Genomic DNA, 17793 nt, shown 5'->3' with positions numbered 1-17793 from the left:
CGCGGTTACTGGCTGCTCGTGATCTTGCTGTGCCGGCTGGTCCTGGCCGTGTCGGCCGGGGCCGGCCGGATCAGCTGGTCTTGACCTTGATCTCGCCGCTGATGATCTTCTCCTTGGCCGTCTTGACGGCCTCCTGGATCTCGGTGTTGCTCTTGAACTCCGGGTTGGAGTCCGCGAGGCCGACCTCACCGGACTTCAGATCGCCCCTGACGATACCGGTCTCGGGCTTGCCGTCCTGGACCGACTTCGCAAGGTTGTACACCGCCTTCGCGACGTCCTTCGTCGCGGAGGTGAGGATGTAGTTCTTGTACTTGCTGAGGGCTTCCTGCTTGTACTGGTCGGAGTCGACGCCGATGGCCCACACCTTGGCGGTGGCGGCGGCCTCGATCACACCCTGACCGGACAGACCCGCCGCCTGGTAGACGACGTCCGCCTTCTTCTCGATCTGACCCTCGGCGGCCGTCTTGCCCTTGTCGGGGCTGGAGAAGCCACCCTCCTCAGCGGTCTGCGTCAGGTACTGCGACAGGACCTTCACCTTCGGGTTCGTGTCCTTGACGCCCTGCTCGAAGCCCGCCTCGAACTTGTGGATGAGCGGGACGTCCACACCGCCCACGAAGCCGACGACGTTCGTCTTGGTCGCCTTCGCGGCGGTCACACCGGCGAGGTACGAGGCCTCGTTCTCGGAGAAGACCAGGTCCGCGACGTTGTCCGCCTCGATCGTGGAGTCGTCGACGATGCCGAAGCTGGTCTTCGGGTACTTCGCCGCGGCCTCCTTGACGGCGGTCGCGTAGGCGTAGCCGATGCCGATCACCGGGTTGTAGCCCTGCTTGGCCAGCGAGACCAGACGCTGGGTCTTGTCGGCGTCCGTCTCGCCCTCGGTGGGCTCCATGTCCTTCGTCTGGTAGCCGAACTCCTTCTTCGCCTTCTCCAGGCCCGCGTAGGCTGCGTCATTGAAGGACTGGTCGCCCTTGCCGCCGACGTCGTACGCGATGGCAAGGCCCTTGTCACCGCCCTTGGAGTCCGACGAACCGGCGGAGGTCGAGGTGCTGCCACAGGCGGACAGCGCGAGGGCGAGAGAGGCGGTCGCAGCGCCCGCGACCGCGAGGCGGGAAACCCGGCGCATGTGTTGTGCTCCTGTCCGTACAAGCGCCTGGCGGTACAGCTGTGGCGCTAACTTTCCGCCGCAGAGTAACGCGCGTAGACCGGCGGGAAAACCCCTTCTGTCCACCTTGTTATACGGCCGTGCCCAAGCGGGGTGGACGAAGGCCCGAGCCGCGCGGACGAAGGGGCGGGCCGAGCGGAACAAAGGGACCGACGGGCGGACGGACGAAGGGACGGGCGGGCGCCGGGTGACGCACGCCCGCCCCTTCGTTCGCCGGCGGAGATCAGGTCATTCGGTTCGGTTACTCGGTCTTGACCTTGATGGAGCCGTCGATGATGGCCGCCTTGGCCTTGGCCACGGCGTCGGCGAGACCGTCGATCTCCTTGAACTTCGGGTTGCTCTCGGCGAGGCCGACGCCGTTCACCTTCAGGTCGAAGGTCTGCGTGCCGGTCAGCGGCTTGCCGTCCTTGACGGACTTCGCGAGCGCGTACACCGCACCGCCGACGTCCTTGAGCGCCGAGGTCAGGATGTAGTCCTTGTACTTGGCGAGGGCTGCCTGCTTGTACTGGTCGGAGTCGACACCGATCGCCCACACCTTGGCGTTGGCAGCGGCCTCGATCACACCCTGACCGGACAGACCCGCCGCCTGGTAGACGACGTCCGCCTTCTTCTCGATCTGGGCCTCGGCGGCGGCCTTGCCCTTGTCGGGGCTGGAGAAGCCGCCCTCCTCCGCGGTCTGCGTCAGGTACTGCGAGAGGACCTTCACCTTCGGGTTCGTGTCCTCGACGCCCTGCTTGAAGCCCGCCTCGAACTTGTGGATGAGCGGGACGTCCACACCGCCCACAAAACCGACGACGTTCGACTTGGTGGCCTTGGCCGCGGTCACACCGGCGAGGTACGAGGCCTCGTTCTCGGCGAAGACCAGGGACGCCACGTTGTCGCCCTCGACGACCGAGTCCACGATGCCGAAGCTGGTCTTCGGGTACTTCTTGGCGACGTTCTGCATCGCGGTGCCGTAGGCGAAGCCGATACCGATGACCGGGTTGTAGCCCTGCTTCGCAAGCGAGGCGAGACGCTGCTCCTTGTCGGCGTCCGTCTCGCCCTCGGTGGGCTCCATGTCCTTGGTCTGGTAGCCGAACTCCTGCTTCGCCTTCTCCAGGCCGGAGTACGCGGCGTCGTTGAAGGACTGGTCGCCCTTGCCGCCGACGTCGTAGGCGATGGCAAGGCCCTTGTCGCTCTTGCCCGTGCTCTCGGGCTTGTCCGCCTGGTCACTGGTGCTGCCACAGGCCGTGGCGGCGAGCGCGAGCGACGCGATCCCCACCGCGGCTCGGGTCAGTGTGGATATCCGACGCATCTGAAGTTCCCCATTCTCCAAAGCCCCGCGTGGGTGCTTAGCTCGGCGCACATTAACGCGCGTAGACACTCCAGGGAACGGGGTTTTCCGTGGCCGTTATCCATTCGTGCCGATGGCCGGTTACGCCCTTGTGAACCATGGGATCGAAAGGGGCGGTTAGGACAACAGCCCTCACGCTGCGCGTTCGGGGAGAGGCGTCTGCGTGAGGGCTGCGCACTGAACTCGGGCCGTGCGGCTGCGGATCACATACCCGCATCCAGCAGGGCCGCCGCAGTGAAGAGCTCGACCCCGACGGTGATCGCGTGCTCGTCGGCGTCGAAGTCGCCCTGGTGCAGATCGCGGATGCCGCGCTCACCGGGCGTGCGCACGCCGAGCCGGGCCATGGCGCCCGGCACCTTCTCCAGGTACCAGGAGAAGTCCTCGCCGCCGAGGCTCTGCTCGGTGTCCTCGACCGACGACGTCCCGCGGCGGGCGCTCATGGCGTCCTGCAGCAGCTCGGTGATCTCGGGGTCGTTGACGACGGGCGGCACCCCGCGGATGTAGTTGATCACCGACTTGGCGCGGTGGAGCCCGGCGATCTCGTCGATCGCGGCGTGCACGATGTCGGGCGCCTGCCGCCAGGCGTCCAGGTCGAGGCAGCGGACGGTGCCGGACAGCTCGGCGTGCTGCGGAATGACGTTGCACGTGTGGCCGGATTCGATACGGCCCCAGGTCACGGCGAGCCCGGAGCGCGCGTCGACCCGGCGGGCGACGAGCCCCGGCACATCGGTGACGACCTTGGCGACCGCCGTGACGAGGTCGGTGGTCAGGTGCGGGCGGGCGGTGTGCCCGCCGGGTCCGTCGAGGGAGACCTCGAGCCGGTCGCAGGCCGAGGTGATCGGGCCGTGCCGCAGCCCGATGCGTCCCGCGTCGACCTTCGGGTCGCAGTGCACGGCGAGGATCTTGCCGACGCCGTCCAGGACACCCGACTCGATCGCGTCGGCGGCGCCCCCGGGCAGTACCTCCTCGGCGGGCTGGAAGATCAGCCGTACGGGATGCGGGAGCCGGCCCTGGCGGTCCAGCTCGGCGAGGACGAGGCCCGCCCCGAGCACCACGGTGGTGTGCACGTCGTGGCCGCAGGCGTGGGCGCGGTCGGGCACGGTGGAGCGGTAGGCGCAGCTGCTCTTGGTGTCCGGGATCGGCAGCGCGTCGATGTCGGCGCGCAGCGCCAGCATGGGGCGCCCGGTGTCCCGTTCCGGTAGGTCGGCGCCTCCGATGTCGCATACGAGCCCCGTCCCCGTGTCGAGGACGCGCGGCCTCAGCCCTGCCTTCTCCAGGCGGGCCTTGATCGCCGCGGTGGTACGGAACTCCTGGTTGCCGAGCTCGGGATGCATGTGCAGGTCACGACGGAAAGCGATCAGCTCGGTGCGCAGCTCTTCGGACAGCACACCGGGGAGGGCTTCCGTCGCGGACTCGGCTCCGGGATCGTCGGACTCACGGGACGTCGGTTGCTTCACCCTTTGAAGGGTAGGGCGAATCGGGGTCGGACCAACATGCGATCAACGAAACTTCAGCCCGATTGAGGTAAGAAATCCAGCCCAGGTGTGCTTACGCGCCGCCGCGGACGGGTAGAAAGATTGCTTTCGCCGGGCCGGATTTTGACCGTCCGTGCCGCCTTCACCGCTCTTCGCCCCCCTCCCCGTTCTCGTCCTCGAGCGGCATGACGAACCCCGAGGTGTCCAGCTCGAAGTCGAACGGCGCCGGCACATGGAGCGGCCGACCGAAGGGCACGTTGGTCCGGGACCTGTACCCCTTCGGCGACGGGTCCCAGAAGGCGCTGATCTCCTGGGCCTGCATGTCGAGCACGAGATACACGGGGACGATGCGCCCGTACGTGTCCAGCTTGTCCAGCCAGTCGACGTCCTTGGTCGACTCCGAGGTCAGCTCGGCGACGAGGGAGAGCGTGGTGCCGTCGGCGTGCCGCCCTTCGGCTTCGAAGGCGGCCTCGTCTGCGACGAACAGGTCAGGTCCGAAGCCGCGCGCGGCGTGCGGGAAGACGAAAAGGAAGGGCGAAGTCTCCGTGATGTGCCCCTCCGGTTCGTGGGCTTCCAGCTGCTGGCGCAGTTTCCGCATGGGCCGCAGGTAGCGCAGCTTCGACCACGGCGACACGACGATCTTCCCCCGGATGAGCTCGGCCTTGTAGCCGTCAGGCGTGTCCAGTTCCTCGACGGTCCGGAGCAGGTCCTCGAAGTCTCCGGGAGTCGGGCCCTCTATGGTTTTCGGCCGCTCGATCATGGTGGTCACCGCGGTCCTCCACTGGATGCAGGGCATGTCGCTGCCACAAAGGTAGCGTCGGGAACGGTGCACGGCCCGGGGTGAGCGACCGGCCACTCGGATGAGGTAACCCTCGGTGACGCATCCTTCCGAGCCCACGCCGGTCACAGGGCGACCCCGACGACGGAACGGGCATCAAGCTCGAACCACAGCAGCTTTCCTCGCTGCCCGTACGGGTCGCCTCCGAGTGGGAAGCCGCCCCAGTTGTCGGCCCACTCCCGTACGAAGTCCAGACCGCGCCCTCCGTCCGCTTCCGGCGGGACCTGGGACGGCGGGCCGGGGCACCCGGGCGGGCGGTCGAAGGGCGCGGGGATGTGCGGGCTGGTGTCCCACACGCTCACCCGGACGCCGCGCGCGGCGGTGGCGCGTAACCGCAGGGCGGCGGGGCCCTCCGTGTGCCGGTAGGCGTTGGTGACCATCTCGGACGTCAACAGCTCCGCGGTGTAGAGCAGTTCCCCTATCCCGTATGCCGGGAGGATGGCCCGCAGGGTCATGCGGGCGATGCGCGGGGCGCGGGGGTCGTGGGGTAGGTGCAGGGCGTACGACCAGGCTTGGGCGGGTGTTGGGGATACGGTGACCATGAACGCCTCCTGCGAGCCAGGCTCTTGATGTGCTCGACCACTCCAACCCCGGCGGTGGGATGCCGCGGCGTCAGCTTCCACTGCGCCGACGCACGGTGCACTTCCGGCTTACGGAGCAGGGTGGTTGAGCGGTATGAGTCACACCGTAGGACGTAACGTGGAATACATTCCATGTTTCACAGGGAATGCAGCCCCTGTTTCCCGCGTGCGGGTTACGCCTGCATCGCGCGTACGAACGAGGAGAAGCAGCCGATGCCCCAGCCGAGCCCTCTGCCGACCGCGCGCCGACGTCGCCTCGGCACCGAGCTCCGCAGGCTGCGCGAGCGCGCGGACCTCAGCGCGACCGAGGCCGCCGCGCTCGTGGGAGCCACACAGTCCCGCATCAGCAACATCGAGGCAGGCCGGTACGGCGTGAGCGCCGACCGCGTACGCACCCTGGCCCGTCACTACGCATGCACCGACGGGGAACTCGTCGACGCCTTGGCCGCGATGACCGGGGAACGCCGACGCGGCTGGTGGGAGGAGTACCGCGACATCCTTTCGCCCACGATGCTGGACCTCACGGAGCTGGAGCATCACGCCACGGCGCTGCGCGTCGCCCAGGTCATCAACATCCCGGGGCTGCTGCAGACGCCCGAGCACGCGCGAGCGCTGTTCGCGCAGACGGTGCCCGCCCTCAAGGCTCATGAGATCGAACACCGGGTCTCGCACCGAGTGAAGCGTCAGGCAGTGCTCCACCGCGAGCAGCCGCCGCCGTACACCGCGATCCTCCACGAGGCCGCCCTCCGCATGCGCTTCGGCGACCGGGCCACGACTCGCGCCCAGCTGGCCCACCTCATCGAGATGAGCGAGCTGGACCACGTCACGCTCGTGGTGGTCCCCTTCGACAGCGGCCCCTTTCACACCTCTGGCCAGGGCATCGACTACTTCCACGGCCCGGTACACCAGCTCGACACCGTTCAGATCGATACGGACCACGGCGGGGAACTCATCGACTCACCCGCCCAGTTGGAGCGCTACCGCCTGGTCCTCGACCGCATGTCGACCGCCGCCCTCGCTCCGTCGAAGTCCCGTGACTTCATCGCCCAGCTGATCCAGAACGTCTAGAGGAGCCCACCTCATGTCCGAACTCCACTGGCAGAAGTCGTCCTACAGCCAGGAGGCCTCCTCCTGCGTCTACATTGCATCCGCCGTCGACGGCCTGATCCGCCTGCGTGAAAGCGACGAACCGGACGTCATCCTGGTGGCCGACCGTGCCCAACTCGGCGCCCTTATAGCAGCCGTCAAGTCCGGCACGACACGATGACAGCGCAGGATTTCTTCGGCGAAGACAACGCCGGGCAGGCCACCGAGGGGGAAGCGTGACCAATTTGCAGTGGCAGAAGCCCTCTTTCAGCTCGGAGGCCTCCTCCTGCGTCTACGTAGCCACCGCCCCCGACACCACCCTCCGCCTACGCGAGAGCGACGAGCCGGACGTCGTCCTGCGGACGGGCCGCGACGCGATGGCCGCGCTCATAGCGGCCGTGAAGGCGGGCACCACGAAGCCATCAGCACATGGATGACGCGTTCACCCTCCTTCGGCGGGCCGTCGACCTGCTGCCCGAAGAAGCCGTGGCAGAGAACGGCGTGACAGTCGGGGATGTTCGCGAGGAAATCGCGTGCCAGGAATGGGAGATGGTGCTCGACCTTCTCATCGAGATCGGGGATGTCCATCCCGTGTCCGTGAACTTCTGGGAGCTTCTCGCCGAGGCCGCTCGGCAGATGATGCTCGACCGCAGCCGCCGTTGGTGTGAGTGGCGGGGCTGGGAGGTCCAACGCGGCACTTTCCGGGCGAGGCTGAGTCTGCTGGGAGCCGAAGAGGGCGGACGTCAGAGTGCCTTTTCCGGGGACGGTCGGCTCAGGCCGCTGTGGGACATCGGTAATCGCACCGCCGACGGAAAACGAGATCTGAACATCGCAACGCTGTGGGTTGAGTTCGCGGAGGAACTCGGCCCTGGAGAGACCGCCGACGTCCGGCTGGCTCCCCTGTTCCCCGAGAAGTGGAGGCATCTGAAGCGCGGTCACGTGATCACCATGTACGAGGCCCGCCCTGTCGCCGGCACGGCCACGATCATCGAGGTCGTGCCGCCTCTCGCCTGAATTCTCGCTGCGTGGCTGACGCCTGTCTGCCGCAGGCTGGTTCCATGCCCGTCGGAAACCGGCAAGCCGCCGCCGGGCGAGCCGTGGTTCTAGGGCGGCCGGGCGATACGGAGTCGGCACACAGGTTGCAGAGCGCCCTCAGACCCCGTGCGCCACCGCCGACAACCGGTGCACGTCACGCGCCGTACCCGTAACCCCGGACAGGAAGCCCTGCGCCCGGGGCGAGGCGTGTTCCGTCAGCCAGGACGGGTCGATGTCGCAGACGGCGACCTTGACCTCCGTGCCGGCCAGGGCCAGCGGGAGGGTGTGGACGACCGTCGACGGGAAGCTGAGGATCGTACGGCCGATCGGGCCACGGCGGGCTATCAGTTCCAGGGGGAGGTCGGGGCGGACGATCTCGAGGCCCGTTTCGACCGCCAGGCGGTGGAGTTTGTCCGTGCTTTCGCGGCGGTGGGCGAAGTACCTGGTGGCGCCGTGGGTGCGGGCGAGGGATGCGACCGCCTCCAGATAGCGGTCGGGGTCGACGACGCCCGTCTCGACCAGGGAGGTGCCGACCAGGTCGGCGCCCTTGGTGATGCGGGGCGGGCCGAAGCGGGAGCGGGTCCAGGCGAAGTCGTTCGCGGTGATGTGGACGCCGTCGGGTGCCGTCTCTATCGGCATGGACGAGAAGACCTCGACCGTCCGCTTGCGGCCCGGAGTGAGGCGGCGGCGCGCCGATGCGGAGACCGGTGCGAAGACGATGTCGCGCGCCCCGGGACGCCCGCCGCGCCGGTGCCAGCGCACCAGGCGCTCGCCGCTGGCCAGCTGCGAGATGAACTCCATGGTGGCCGTGCCGTCGTCGACGACGACCAGGTCGCGGGCGCGCGTGATCGTCAGCAGGAGCTGTACGTAGCGCGAGAACGGGTCGCCGATGACGATCCGGCGCGCCGCCCGCAGCAGCGGGGTGAGCCCGCCGATGGTCTGGAAGGGCGCGGCTGGGCCTCCCCGCGCCTCCTCCCAGCGGACCTTGTAGCCCTCGTCGCGGGCCAGTTCCGCCATGCGCCGCAGCTGGCCGCGGGTCATGGGGTCGGTGGGCGACAGGACGACGAGGGTCAGGGCGTCAGGGGTGAGGGGGGCGGGGGCGTACACCCCCGGGGTCTCGTGGTCCGGCTCCCCGGCCGGGCCGGTGACGGGCTGGTGCCGTGGCCGTACGGAGGACGGCGGCGCGGCACTTTCCGTACGCTCCTGCGCGGTCCTGGGCGTGGCTGTGTGCGCCCACTCCAGGACGTTGAGGAGCTGTACGGGGCTCTCGACGAAGGCCAATGTCGAGCCGGCCGCCGGCCCGGTTCGGGGAGTCATCTGCCTCGTACCGCTCAGACGCCGACCGGCTCGCCCGCGGCGGCGGCGATCTCGGCCTCGGCGACGACGCCCGCGACGCGGCGGAGCTTCTTCATCGGGCCGAGCTCCGAGTCGTAGACCTTCTTGACGCCGTCACCGAGGGAGGCCTCGATGGTGCGGATGTCGCGGACCAGGCGCTGCAGGCCCCCCGGCTCCACGGACGCGGCCTGGTCGGAGCCCCACATCGCGCGGTCCAGGGTGATGTGGCGCTCGACGAAGGTGGCGCCGAGGGCGACGGCGGCGAGGGTGGTCTGCAGGCCGGTCTCGTGGCCGGAGTAGCCGATCGGGACGTTCGGGTACTCCTCCTGCAGCGTGTTGATGACGCGCAGGTTGAGCTCCTCGGCCTTCGCCGGGTAGGTCGACGTGGCGTGGCAGAGCAGGATGTTGTCGCTGCCCAGGACCTCGACCGCGTGGCGGATCTGCTTCGGGGTCGACATACCGGAGGACAGGATGACCGTGCGGCCCGTCGCGCGCAGGGCGCGCAGCAGCTCGTCGTCGGTGAGGGACGCGGAGGCGACCTTGTGGGCCGGGACGTCGAACTTCTCCAGGAAGGCGACGGCCTCGGTGTCCCACGGGGAGGCGAACCAGTCGATGCCCTTCTCCTTGGAGTACTCGTCGATCTGGCGGTACTCGTCCTCGCCGAACTCCACGCGGTGGCGGTAGTCGATGTACGTCATCCGGCCCCAGGGGGTGTCGCGCTCGATGTCCCACTGGTCGCGCGGCGTGCAGATCTCCGGGGTGCGCTTCTGGAACTTCACGGCGTCGCAGCCGGCCTCGGCGGCGGCGTCGATCAGCTTGAAGGCGTTCTCCAGCTCACCGTTGTGGTTGATGCCGATCTCACCGACGACGTACACGGGTTGACCCGGGCCGGCGGTCTTCGAACCGAACGTGCGCAGGCGGGAGTTGGTGCTCATGGCAGGAACTGTCCTTACTTGGTTAGGGAATCGAGAGAGGGGCCGAGGATCCAGCTGGCGATCTCTCGGATCGCGCCGTCGCCACCGGGGACGGTGGTGACCGCGCGTGCGGCGCCGCGCACGACGTCGTGGGCGCTCGCGACCGCCACGGGCCAGCCGACGAGGGCGAAGCACGGGAGGTCGTTGACGTCGTTGCCGACGTAGAGCACGCGCTCAGGCGCGATGCCCTGCTCCTCGCACCACTGCTTGAGTGCGAGGTCCTTCCGGTCGATGCCGTGCAGGACCGGGATCTTGAGCTTCCGGGCCCGGGCGGCGACGACCGGGTTCTGCTCCGTGGACAGGATCAGCATCGTCAGGCCGCTCTTGCGGAGGGCCGCGATACCGAGGCCGTCTCCGCGGTGCACGGAGACGAACTCATGTCCTTCGGAGTCGATCAGCACCCTGTCGTCGGTCTGGGTGCCGTCGAAGTCGAGTACGACCGCGTCGATGTCGTCGGCGGTCGGGAGGGCGCCGGGCCGGTCCGCGTCGAAGAGCGGGGCGAGGGCGCGGGCGCGGGCGAGGTCGTGCGGGTCGTCGACCTCGAGGACGCGGGCCGGGTCGGTGCGTACGAGCTCGGTGTGCCCGAAGAAGCGGTGGTTGTGCTCACGGAATCCGGCCGCGTTCATCGCGTAGGCGGCGCCGGTCTCCAGGAGGTCCTGGGGGCGGTCCTGGCGGCGGGGGCGGAAGGACTTGTCGTGGTTGACGCCGTAGCCGCCGCGGGTGGCGGCGTCGGCGACCAGCGTGCCGGTGCCGCCCTCGACGGCGGCGCGCTCGGCGCCGATCGCGGCCGGCTCGTCCGCCGCGTCCCGCCAGATGAAGCCGTGGAACGGGGCCACCGTGACCGCCGTGTCCGCGCCGTTCTCCGCGACCGCGGCCGCCACCCCGTCGATGTCCTCGCGGACCAGGAACGGGCTCGTGCACTGCACCAGCAGGACCACGTCCACCACCGCCCCGTGCAGGGCCTCGTGGGCGTCCATCGCGTGCAGGACCGCGGCCTCGCTGGTGGCCGTGTCGCCGGCTATCGCGGCGGGGCGCAGCACCACTTCGGCGCCCGCCTCACGGGCGCAGGCGGCTATCGCGGCGTCGTCCGTGGAGACCACGACGTCCGTGACGAGCCGGGTGGCACGGCACTCGCGGACGGCGCGGGCCACCAGGGGCACACCGCCGACCGGGGCGAGGTTCTTGGCGGGCACGCCCTTGGAGCCGCCGCGTGCGGGGATCACCGCGAGCACCCGGCGTACTGGCGCCGCGGTGCCCGCTTCGGGGTGCGTCATGGGAGAGGTCTCCTCGGTTCCTTGGGGTGCGTGGGGTGCGTCTGAGGGGGCGGTCACAGGTCGCCCATGCGCCGGATCACGGGTGCCACGCGTTGCACTCCGTGGCGGTAGGCGCCGCGGGCGGCGCGGCGCACGATCTGCCGTACCGGGCCCGGTTCCTTGTCGGACGCGGGCGCTCCGGGCAGCGGGGCGCCGTCGGGGCCGAGGTGGTGGCGGGCGAGGACGCGCGGCAGATAGCCAGGGGCGGTGACCGGCGTGTAGTAGGGCTTCAGGGGCGGGATTTCCGCCGTCTCCAGCAGCGTCGCGATGCGTTCACGCGCCGCGTCGAAGGCCGTCTCGTACGCTCCGTCGGCGGCGACGCCCTGCCGGGCGACCCACTTCTCGTCCGGCACCGGCTGGTGGCCGGCGTCGAGCTGGTCCCAGGAGGCGAGGCACCCGGAGCCGGTGAAGTGGTGGTTGCCGAGCGCCTCGCGCACGCCCAGGTCGGTGAGGACGACCGTGGGTATGCGCCGGTGCAGGGCCTCCAGCGCCGCCGTGGAGCTGACGGTGACCAGCAAGTCGGTGCGGTCGAGGACCTCGCCCATGTGCCCGTACACGAGGCGGCAGTTGGCGGGCAGTCCGCCGGGTATCCGCTGGGCGAGCTTCTGGTACGGCAGTTCCTCGATGTGCGTGGTGTGCTCGCCGGGCTTGGACCGCAGCTTGAGCAGGACCTCGCGGTCCTGGTGCAGGCGTGCGTGCTCGGCCAGGCGGCGCAGCAGGTAGGTGCGGTCGACGGCGGTGTCGGGCACGGAGGGCTGGGCGGCGAAGACCACGGTGTACGGGTGGTCCTTGCCGGCCTGGGCCTCGTACGGCTTGCCGCCGAGGAACGGCAGCGCGGTCTCCACGACGGACGAGGCGTCGGCGCCCACTCCCTCGTACACGGCGCGGAAGCGCTCCGCGTCGTGGCGGGAGTTGGCGAGGACGAGGTCCGCGCCGTGCCGCAGCAGCAGGCCGTCGGCGAGCTTCTCGTAGACGACGCCGACATAGCCGGTGACGACGACGGGGCGCTTCGCGCGGCCCTGCCAGGCGCGGGCGAGCCCGTGCAGCATCGCCTGGACGGCTCCGCCGACGAGAGCGAGGACGACGACGTCGTACGCGTCGTCATCCCGCTCCATCTCGCGCAGGAACTCGACAGCCGTGACCTCGCGCAGGTCGTCCGCGCGCACTCCGACCTCCCGCAGCTGGCGGGCCGTCGGGGTGGCACGCCCGCGGAGCAGGAAGCCGCTCAGCCGACTGTCCGGAACGGTCCGGTTCGCGGTGAGCGCGCCCCATTTCCACCGGGTGTCGGAATCGGCGAGTACGGCCACCCGCGGGGACTTCGTCGAAGTACTTGCTGGCACGTCGACGACGCTAGGAATCCATTCCGAGCCGCGGCCCAACCCGAATGCAACAAACGGTTAACAGCACATCGACGAATGGCGAATCGGGCCGGGAACAGGCCCGAAAAGTGCCTGGTTCACGGCATCGCCACGCGTCGTTCACCTTGCATCAAGCCGCGAGTCAAGACGAATGCCGAACCGGCACCTAACGTCATGCAGGTGGTCAAGCTCTCCGTCATCGTGCCGTTCTACAACGTGCAGCAATACGCGCCCGACACCCTGAAGAGTCTGCGTGCCAACGCACGCGACGATTTTGAATTCGTTTTCGTCGACGACTGCTCGAAGGATGAGACTCCGGGCATCCTCGAACGCGCCGCGAAGGAACTGCCGGGTGCCGGCGGCGTCGGCCGTGTGGTGCACGTCAGACACGAACAGAACGGAGGCCTCGCGACCGCCCGCAACACGGGTATCGACGCGGCAACCGGCGAATACCTCACCTTCCTCGACGGCGACGACTGGCTCGCGCCGGGGTACTACGCCCAACTCGTCGCCGCCATCGAGCAGCTGGGCTGCGACTTCGTGCGTACCGACCATGTGCAGTGTACGGCGAGGGCCCGCACCATCCACCGGGTTCCGCACGGCCTGCGCGGTGTGGCGATGAAGCCGCGTGAGGCGATACTCCCCGCCGACCGGTCCACCTCGGTCGACTACCCGTACGCCTGGGCGGGCATCTACCACCGCCGCCTCGTCGACAAGGGGCTGCTGCACTTCACCGACGGGCTGCGCACGGCCGAGGACCGGCCGTGGATCTGGCGGCTGCACCGCGAGGCGGAATCCTTCGCGGCCGTGAGCCTGCTCGGCGTCTTCTACCGGCGCGGCGTCGCGTCGTCGCTGACCCAGATCGGCGATGTGCGCCAGCTCGATTTCATCCGGGCATTCGACCAGGTGATACGGGAAACGGCCCAGGACCCGGAAGCGGAGAAACTGCTGCCGAAGGCCGTGCGCACCTATTGCGCCATCATTTCCCACCACCTCGGCACCATTGAAAGGTTCGAACCATCCGTGGCGCGCAAACTGAAAGCCATGAGCGCGGCGGCGCTGAAGCGAATGCCGCAGCACGTTCTGGACGACGCACTCGACTCCATGGACATCGAGCGTGCGACGCGGCTTCGCCGGCTGCGCAGGCGGCCCGTGCCCGCCGGGGAGGTGGCCGCGTGAGCTCCGCCGGCTTCCCCAGCTCCGGGCAGGGCGCGGCCGGTCGGCGCCGTACCACCCAGATCTTCATGGCGTCGACGCTCTACGGTGCCGCCACGCTCGCCGCCGCGCTCGACGCGGACTGCTTCGGTCCCGCCGACCGGCGCATCCTGCTGGTCTCCAACAACGCGTCGACTCCCGAGACGACGCCGCCCGTCAGCGAGATGCCCGGGTTCGCGTGCCTGCGCGACCGCTTCGACGACGTGCTGCTGTGGAACGAGGCCATCTCCCCCTTCCATCCGGGGGGTTGGGCGCCGCGCGCCGACGATCTGCTGCTCTGGGAGCGGTATCTGCGGCTGCTGTGGGAGCTGGGTGACGACGCCGTCGAGCTCGCCGTGGAGTCGATCCAGGTCAACCCGGCGCTGGCGCTGTGCCAGATCTTCACCGGCGCGCCCGTCGACGTCTACGCGGACGGGCTGATGAGCTACGGCCCCACCCGCAACAAGATCGACCCGCTGGTCGGCACGCGCATCCGGCGGCTGCTGCACCTGGACCTCGTGCCGGGCCTGAAGCCGCTGCTGCTCACCGAGTTCGACGTGCTGCCGGAGATCGTGCCGAGCGATGTGTTCGTGAAGGTACTGGCCCGACTGGGCGACGACGCCGAGGAGTCGGCGGCCTCCCTGCCCGTCGTGCAGGAACCCGCGCTGCTGCTCGGCCAGTACCTCTCGGCGCTCGACATCCTCACCGCCGAGGAGGAGGAGAACCTGCACGTCCGCATGGTGCGCGGCGCCGTCGAACTCGGCCACCGGCGCATCGTGTTCAAGCCTCACCCCACCGCCCCGGCACGCTGGTCGCGCACCCTGGAGCGGGAGGCGGAGAAGCTCGGCATCGAGCTCACGGTGCTCGACTCGCCCGTGCTCGCGGAGGTGCTCTACCAGCGGATGCAGCCCGCGCTCGTCATCGGCTGCTTCTCCACCGCGCTGCTCACCGCATCCGCGTTCTACGGCCTGCCGGTCGCGCACACCGGCACTGATCTGCTGCTCGAGCGGCTGACGCCGTACCAGAACAGCAACCGCGTCCCCGTCACGATCGTCGACGCGCTGGTGCCCGAGCTGGGCGACCGCGCGGCCGTGGAGGCCCAGCGGCTGGACGCCGAGGCGGTGGAGCTGACCGGCCTCGTCAAGGCGGTCGGCTACGCGATGCAGTCGAAGATCTACCCCGGTCTGCGGCCGGCGGCGGAGGCCTACCTCTCCCGGCACCTCACCTCCCGTACCTGGCGGTACTTCAAGCGCCGCCGCCTCACCTCGCTGGCGCTGCCCGGCGCGGTCCCCTCGCAGCTGGCGTTCATTCCGCGCAACGCGACGGTCCGAAGAGTCGCGCGCCGCGCACGGTCGTTCAAGCGGGCCGCTCTCGGATGACGGCCCCGGGCACGGCGCTCCCGAAGCATTCACCGGGAGCGAGCTCGACCCGTCCTTCCCCGGTCCCGGGCTCGTCCCGGGACCGGGACCCGGACCGGATCCGGGACCGGGGCACGTCCCCCGCGCGGCACAGTGCCCCGAGGCTGCGCGCCCTCGACGGGCTCCGGCTCGTCGCCGCGCTGATGGTCGCGGCCTACCACTACGGCGGCCGGGACGGTGAGATCTCCCAGGCCTGGGGAGCCTCCACCAAGACCGTGTTCCCCACGGCCCACACGTGGTTCGCCTACGGCTGCCTGGGTGTGCAGATCTTCTTCGTCATCAGCGGCTTCGTGATCTGCATGAGCGGCTGGGGACGCCCCCTGCGTTCCTTCTTCGCCTCCCGCGCCTCGCGGCTGCTGCCCTCGTACTGGGCGGCGGTCATCCTCATCGCGGCGGTCTTCGCGCTGCCCGCGGTCGCTTACGAGGCGGTGTCGCCCAGCGACGCACTGGTGAACCTGACGATGCTGCAGCAGCCCTTGGGCGTGGACCGGGTCCTCGGCGTGTGCTGGACGCTGTGGGCGGAGATCCGCTTCTACGCCCTGTTCGCGCTGTGCATCGTGCTGCCGGGGGCCACGCGCGGGCGCGTCCTGCTGTTCTGCGGGGTGTGGACGATGGCCGCGGCCGTCACGCAGGCGGCACAGGATCCGTTGCTGGACATCGTGCTCATGCCCGAGTACGCGCCGTTCTTCGTCGGCGGCATCGGCCTGTACCTCGTGCACCGCGACCGCCGGGACGTCATGGCCTGGGGCGTCGTCGCCGTCAGCTGGCTGATCGGCCAGCACTACGCGGTGTCCCGGCTGTGGCACGCCCCGGACCCGCACTTCTTCTCGTACCGCTCGTCCCTCGGCATCATCCTGGTCGTCACGCTCGGCTTCGCGGCCGTGGCCGCGATCGCGCTGTCCGCCCTGAGCTGGGCGAACTGGCGCTGGCTGACGGTCGCGGGCGCCCTGACGTACCCCTTCTACCTGGTGCACGAACACCTGGGCTGGGTGGTGGTGGGCGCGCTGCACCGGGGCCTGGGACTGCCGTCGTACGCGACGCTGGGGCTGACGCTCGCGGGGATGCTGGTGCTGGCGTGGGTGCTGAACCGGTATGTGGAGGGGTGGATGACGCCGCTGCTGCGGTCGCGGCTCGCGGCCCGGCTGCGCTGAGCCCCGACCGCCAGGACCGGGTGCTCCCCACGGGGACCCGCGGTGCACCCGGCTCTGCCCTGCAGCCGACCGGCGAGGACCGACCTGACGCGGAGCGGCCCGCCAGTCGGAACTGGCGGGCCGCGTTCGAGGCGGGGCCGTCTCCCGGGACACGGAACGGCCGGCCGGGAAGCCACGGCCGGCCGTCCGCTCACGCCCGGATGCCTCAGTAGTGCGCGAGCACCTGCCGCACCTCATGCCCGTAGTGCCTCGGCGACCGCCTTCTCCTCCGATGGCTCCAGCAGGTCGCGCTCGGGTCCCTCGACCTCGATCTCGAACCGGGCGAACCCGGCCGGCATCCGGTAGTCCAGGTCGTTGAGGGACACCTCCCGGCCGCAGCACGGCGTGGTCACCGTCAGTTGGGAGAAGGAGGTCTCGGCCGCCTCCCCCATCCGCTCCTGCCACCAGTCGTCGAGGGCGCTGGAGCAGTACGGGCAGCTGACGGATTCGAAGTTCCCGCCCTGGTCGACGAAGACCACCTCGTCGTGCGTACGGACGGAGTAGTCCCACCCGGCCGGCACCGCCGCCCTCACCACCGCGAGGGCGGCCGAAGCGTGGGCCTCGTCCGGCACCCACGACGGCTCCGTCGGGATGACCCGCAGGTAGTCGCTGCTCATCGGTCGGCTGTCTCCTTTGCGGCCTCACGGACGTCATCGACGCGGCAGTTGTCGTCGCCGAAGCACCTCACCAGGAGCCGGGCCTCCTCGTCGGTGACGGGCGCGGCAATGGCGTGGAGCGACCGTTGCCTCTCGTCGAGCTTGTCGTCGGCGTCCACCGAATCGTCGTCCTCCGGGGGGAGCCGCCCGAGCCGGCAGAAGTCCCGGACTTCGTCTCTCACGGTCATGATGTCCTCGACAGGGGTCCGAACGGGTCAGTCGAACTGTGGCATGTTGCAGCCGGTCCGCGCTCCCCGACGGGCACTGACACGGCGAGTGACCGGGCCGCTGGGCCACCGCCGCTCGTCAGTCGTAGTAGCCGGGCCGCGCGACCAGCACGGACTGGAAGTAGTGGCCCTGCTCCTCCTCCGGGTTCTCGTCCTCGACGAATGGACGCCACAGGGCGAGGAGCAACTCCGGAGCCGTGTAGCTGCGGCCTCCCTCGTCCTCCTCCAGCTCCGTCAGGACCCCCAGCCGCTCGATCACCTGCCGGGCCGGGGTGCGCAGCAGGTCGATGCCCTGGTAGCTGACCTCGACGTCGCCGTAGGGGCGGTACACCTGGACCGCCTCGACGAGACCGCCACTGGTCTCCACCCCGATGGACATCCCGCTGTCGTAGTCAGCGGTCCCTCGCGTCGGCACGCCCGTCGGCTCGGGCTCGCGATACCCCTCGATCGTTCGCAGGGCGGCCTCGGCCTCGTCGATGGTCATCCCGACCCGGACGGGGCCCACCCCGGACGGGGGCGTCAGCTCAAGAATCATGTTCCTCATTCCTCGCATGGCCGTGGTGGGCCAGGGTCGGTACACCCTGGCCCACCACGAGCCCCGTCATGGACCTTCCGCGC

19 protein-coding genes are annotated in these 17793 nt (G+C 69.7%); 7 read left to right on the top strand and 12 right to left on the bottom strand.

Annotation, left to right across the window (positions count from 1 at the left end; genetic code table 11):
* Window positions 1-70: 70 nt before the first annotated feature.
* The 5 genes from ACWD4J_RS35205 to ACWD4J_RS35185 form a co-directional block, all read right to left on the bottom strand.
* A complete protein-coding gene (locus ACWD4J_RS35205) occupies window positions 71-1123 on the bottom strand; it encodes a BMP family lipoprotein (RefSeq protein WP_451399562.1) in 1053 nt (350 codons plus the stop codon).
* Window positions 1124-1403: 280 nt separating this feature from the next.
* A complete protein-coding gene (locus ACWD4J_RS35200) occupies window positions 1404-2456 on the bottom strand; it encodes a BMP family lipoprotein (RefSeq protein ID WP_451399561.1) in 1053 nt (350 codons plus the stop codon).
* 242 nt (window positions 2457-2698) lie between these two features.
* Entirely contained in the window at window positions 2699-3952 is a 1254-nt protein-coding gene (locus ACWD4J_RS35195) for an amidohydrolase (protein ID WP_451399560.1), read from the bottom strand.
* Between the two features lie 160 nt (window positions 3953-4112).
* Window positions 4113-4730, bottom strand: coding sequence for a Uma2 family endonuclease (locus tag ACWD4J_RS35190; protein ID WP_451399597.1), 618 nt, complete (start codon window positions 4728-4730; stop codon window positions 4113-4115).
* A gap of 143 nt (window positions 4731-4873) precedes the next feature.
* A complete protein-coding gene (locus tag ACWD4J_RS35185) occupies window positions 4874-5350 on the bottom strand; it encodes an ATP-binding protein (protein ID WP_451399559.1) in 477 nt (158 codons plus the stop codon).
* A gap of 252 nt (window positions 5351-5602) precedes the next feature.
* On the opposite strand from ACWD4J_RS35185, the gene ACWD4J_RS35180 reads away from it, so the two are divergent.
* Genes ACWD4J_RS35180 through ACWD4J_RS35165 form a run of 4 tightly spaced genes read left to right on the top strand, consistent with a single transcriptional unit; the run spans window position 5603 to window position 7489 of the window.
* Window positions 5603-6457 carry a helix-turn-helix domain-containing protein gene (locus tag ACWD4J_RS35180; RefSeq protein ID WP_451399558.1) on the top strand — a complete coding sequence of 285 codons (855 nt, stop codon included), beginning with the start codon at window positions 5603-5605 and terminating at the stop codon, window positions 6455-6457.
* A gap of 13 nt (window positions 6458-6470) precedes the next feature.
* The gene (locus tag ACWD4J_RS35175) at window positions 6471-6656 is read left to right on the top strand and encodes a DUF397 domain-containing protein (RefSeq protein WP_451399557.1); all 186 of its coding nucleotides are present in this window, start codon (window positions 6471-6473) and stop codon (window positions 6654-6656) included.
* Between the two features lie 55 nt (window positions 6657-6711).
* The gene (locus ACWD4J_RS35170) at window positions 6712-6912 is read left to right on the top strand and encodes a DUF397 domain-containing protein (protein ID WP_451399556.1); all 201 of its coding nucleotides are present in this window, start codon (window positions 6712-6714) and stop codon (window positions 6910-6912) included.
* Window positions 6913-6961: 49 nt separating this feature from the next.
* Window positions 6962-7489 (top strand): hypothetical protein, encoded by a 528-nt coding sequence (locus ACWD4J_RS35165; RefSeq protein WP_451399555.1) that lies wholly within the window; start codon window positions 6962-6964, stop codon window positions 7487-7489.
* Window positions 7490-7627: 138 nt separating this feature from the next.
* On the opposite strand, the gene ACWD4J_RS35160 is transcribed toward ACWD4J_RS35165, so the two are convergent.
* Genes ACWD4J_RS35160 through ACWD4J_RS35145 form a run of 4 tightly spaced genes read right to left on the bottom strand, consistent with a single transcriptional unit; the run spans window position 7628 to window position 12472 of the window.
* Entirely contained in the window at window positions 7628-8827 is a 1200-nt protein-coding gene (locus tag ACWD4J_RS35160) for a hypothetical protein (RefSeq protein WP_451399554.1), read from the bottom strand.
* 14 nt (window positions 8828-8841) lie between these two features.
* The gene (locus ACWD4J_RS35155; protein ID WP_451399553.1) at window positions 8842-9780 is read right to left on the bottom strand and encodes an N-acetylneuraminate synthase family protein; all 939 of its coding nucleotides are present in this window, start codon (window positions 9778-9780) and stop codon (window positions 8842-8844) included.
* 14 nt (window positions 9781-9794) lie between these two features.
* Complete coding sequence (locus tag ACWD4J_RS35150; protein WP_451399552.1) at window positions 9795-11093, bottom strand: cytidylyltransferase domain-containing protein; 1299 nt, start codon at window positions 11091-11093, stop codon at window positions 9795-9797.
* A 53-nt stretch (window positions 11094-11146) separates the two neighbouring features.
* Window positions 11147-12472: a DUF6716 putative glycosyltransferase gene (locus tag ACWD4J_RS35145; protein WP_451399551.1), complete on the bottom strand. Its 1326-nt coding sequence runs from the start codon at window positions 12470-12472 to the stop codon at window positions 11147-11149.
* Between the two features lie 198 nt (window positions 12473-12670).
* On the opposite strand from ACWD4J_RS35145, the gene ACWD4J_RS35140 reads away from it, so the two are divergent.
* The 3 genes from ACWD4J_RS35140 (at window position 12671) to ACWD4J_RS35130 (ending at window position 16253) form a co-directional block, all read left to right on the top strand.
* A complete protein-coding gene (locus ACWD4J_RS35140) occupies window positions 12671-13669 on the top strand; it encodes a glycosyltransferase family 2 protein (protein WP_451399596.1) in 999 nt (332 codons plus the stop codon).
* A gap of 65 nt (window positions 13670-13734) precedes the next feature.
* The gene (locus ACWD4J_RS35135) at window positions 13735-15063 is read left to right on the top strand and encodes an alpha-2,8-polysialyltransferase family protein (RefSeq protein WP_451399595.1); all 1329 of its coding nucleotides are present in this window, start codon (window positions 13735-13737) and stop codon (window positions 15061-15063) included.
* Entirely contained in the window at window positions 15060-16253 is a 1194-nt protein-coding gene (locus tag ACWD4J_RS35130; RefSeq protein ID WP_451399550.1) for an acyltransferase family protein, read from the top strand. The genes ACWD4J_RS35135 and ACWD4J_RS35130 overlap by 4 nt, the downstream gene beginning before the upstream one ends.
* Before the next feature lie 233 nt (window positions 16254-16486).
* On the opposite strand, the gene ACWD4J_RS35125 is transcribed toward ACWD4J_RS35130, so the two are convergent.
* The 3 genes from ACWD4J_RS35125 to ACWD4J_RS35115 all read right to left on the bottom strand — a co-directional run bounded on the left by ACWD4J_RS35125 (window position 16487) and on the right by ACWD4J_RS35115 (window position 17710).
* Window positions 16487-16909, bottom strand: a complete 423-nt coding sequence (locus tag ACWD4J_RS35125; RefSeq protein ID WP_451399549.1) for a hypothetical protein — start codon at window positions 16907-16909, stop codon at window positions 16487-16489.
* Window positions 16906-17136, bottom strand: coding sequence for a hypothetical protein (locus tag ACWD4J_RS35120; protein WP_451399548.1), 231 nt, complete (start codon window positions 17134-17136; stop codon window positions 16906-16908). The genes ACWD4J_RS35125 and ACWD4J_RS35120 overlap by 4 nt, the downstream gene beginning before the upstream one ends.
* Before the next feature lie 118 nt (window positions 17137-17254).
* A complete protein-coding gene (locus ACWD4J_RS35115; protein ID WP_451399547.1) occupies window positions 17255-17710 on the bottom strand; it encodes a hypothetical protein in 456 nt (151 codons plus the stop codon).
* Between the last annotated feature and the right edge of the window lie 83 nt (window positions 17711-17793).

It is taken from the genome of Streptomyces sp. NPDC002577 (assembly GCF_053594815.1).
This window is presented reverse-complemented; position numbering and strand designations above follow the sequence as displayed.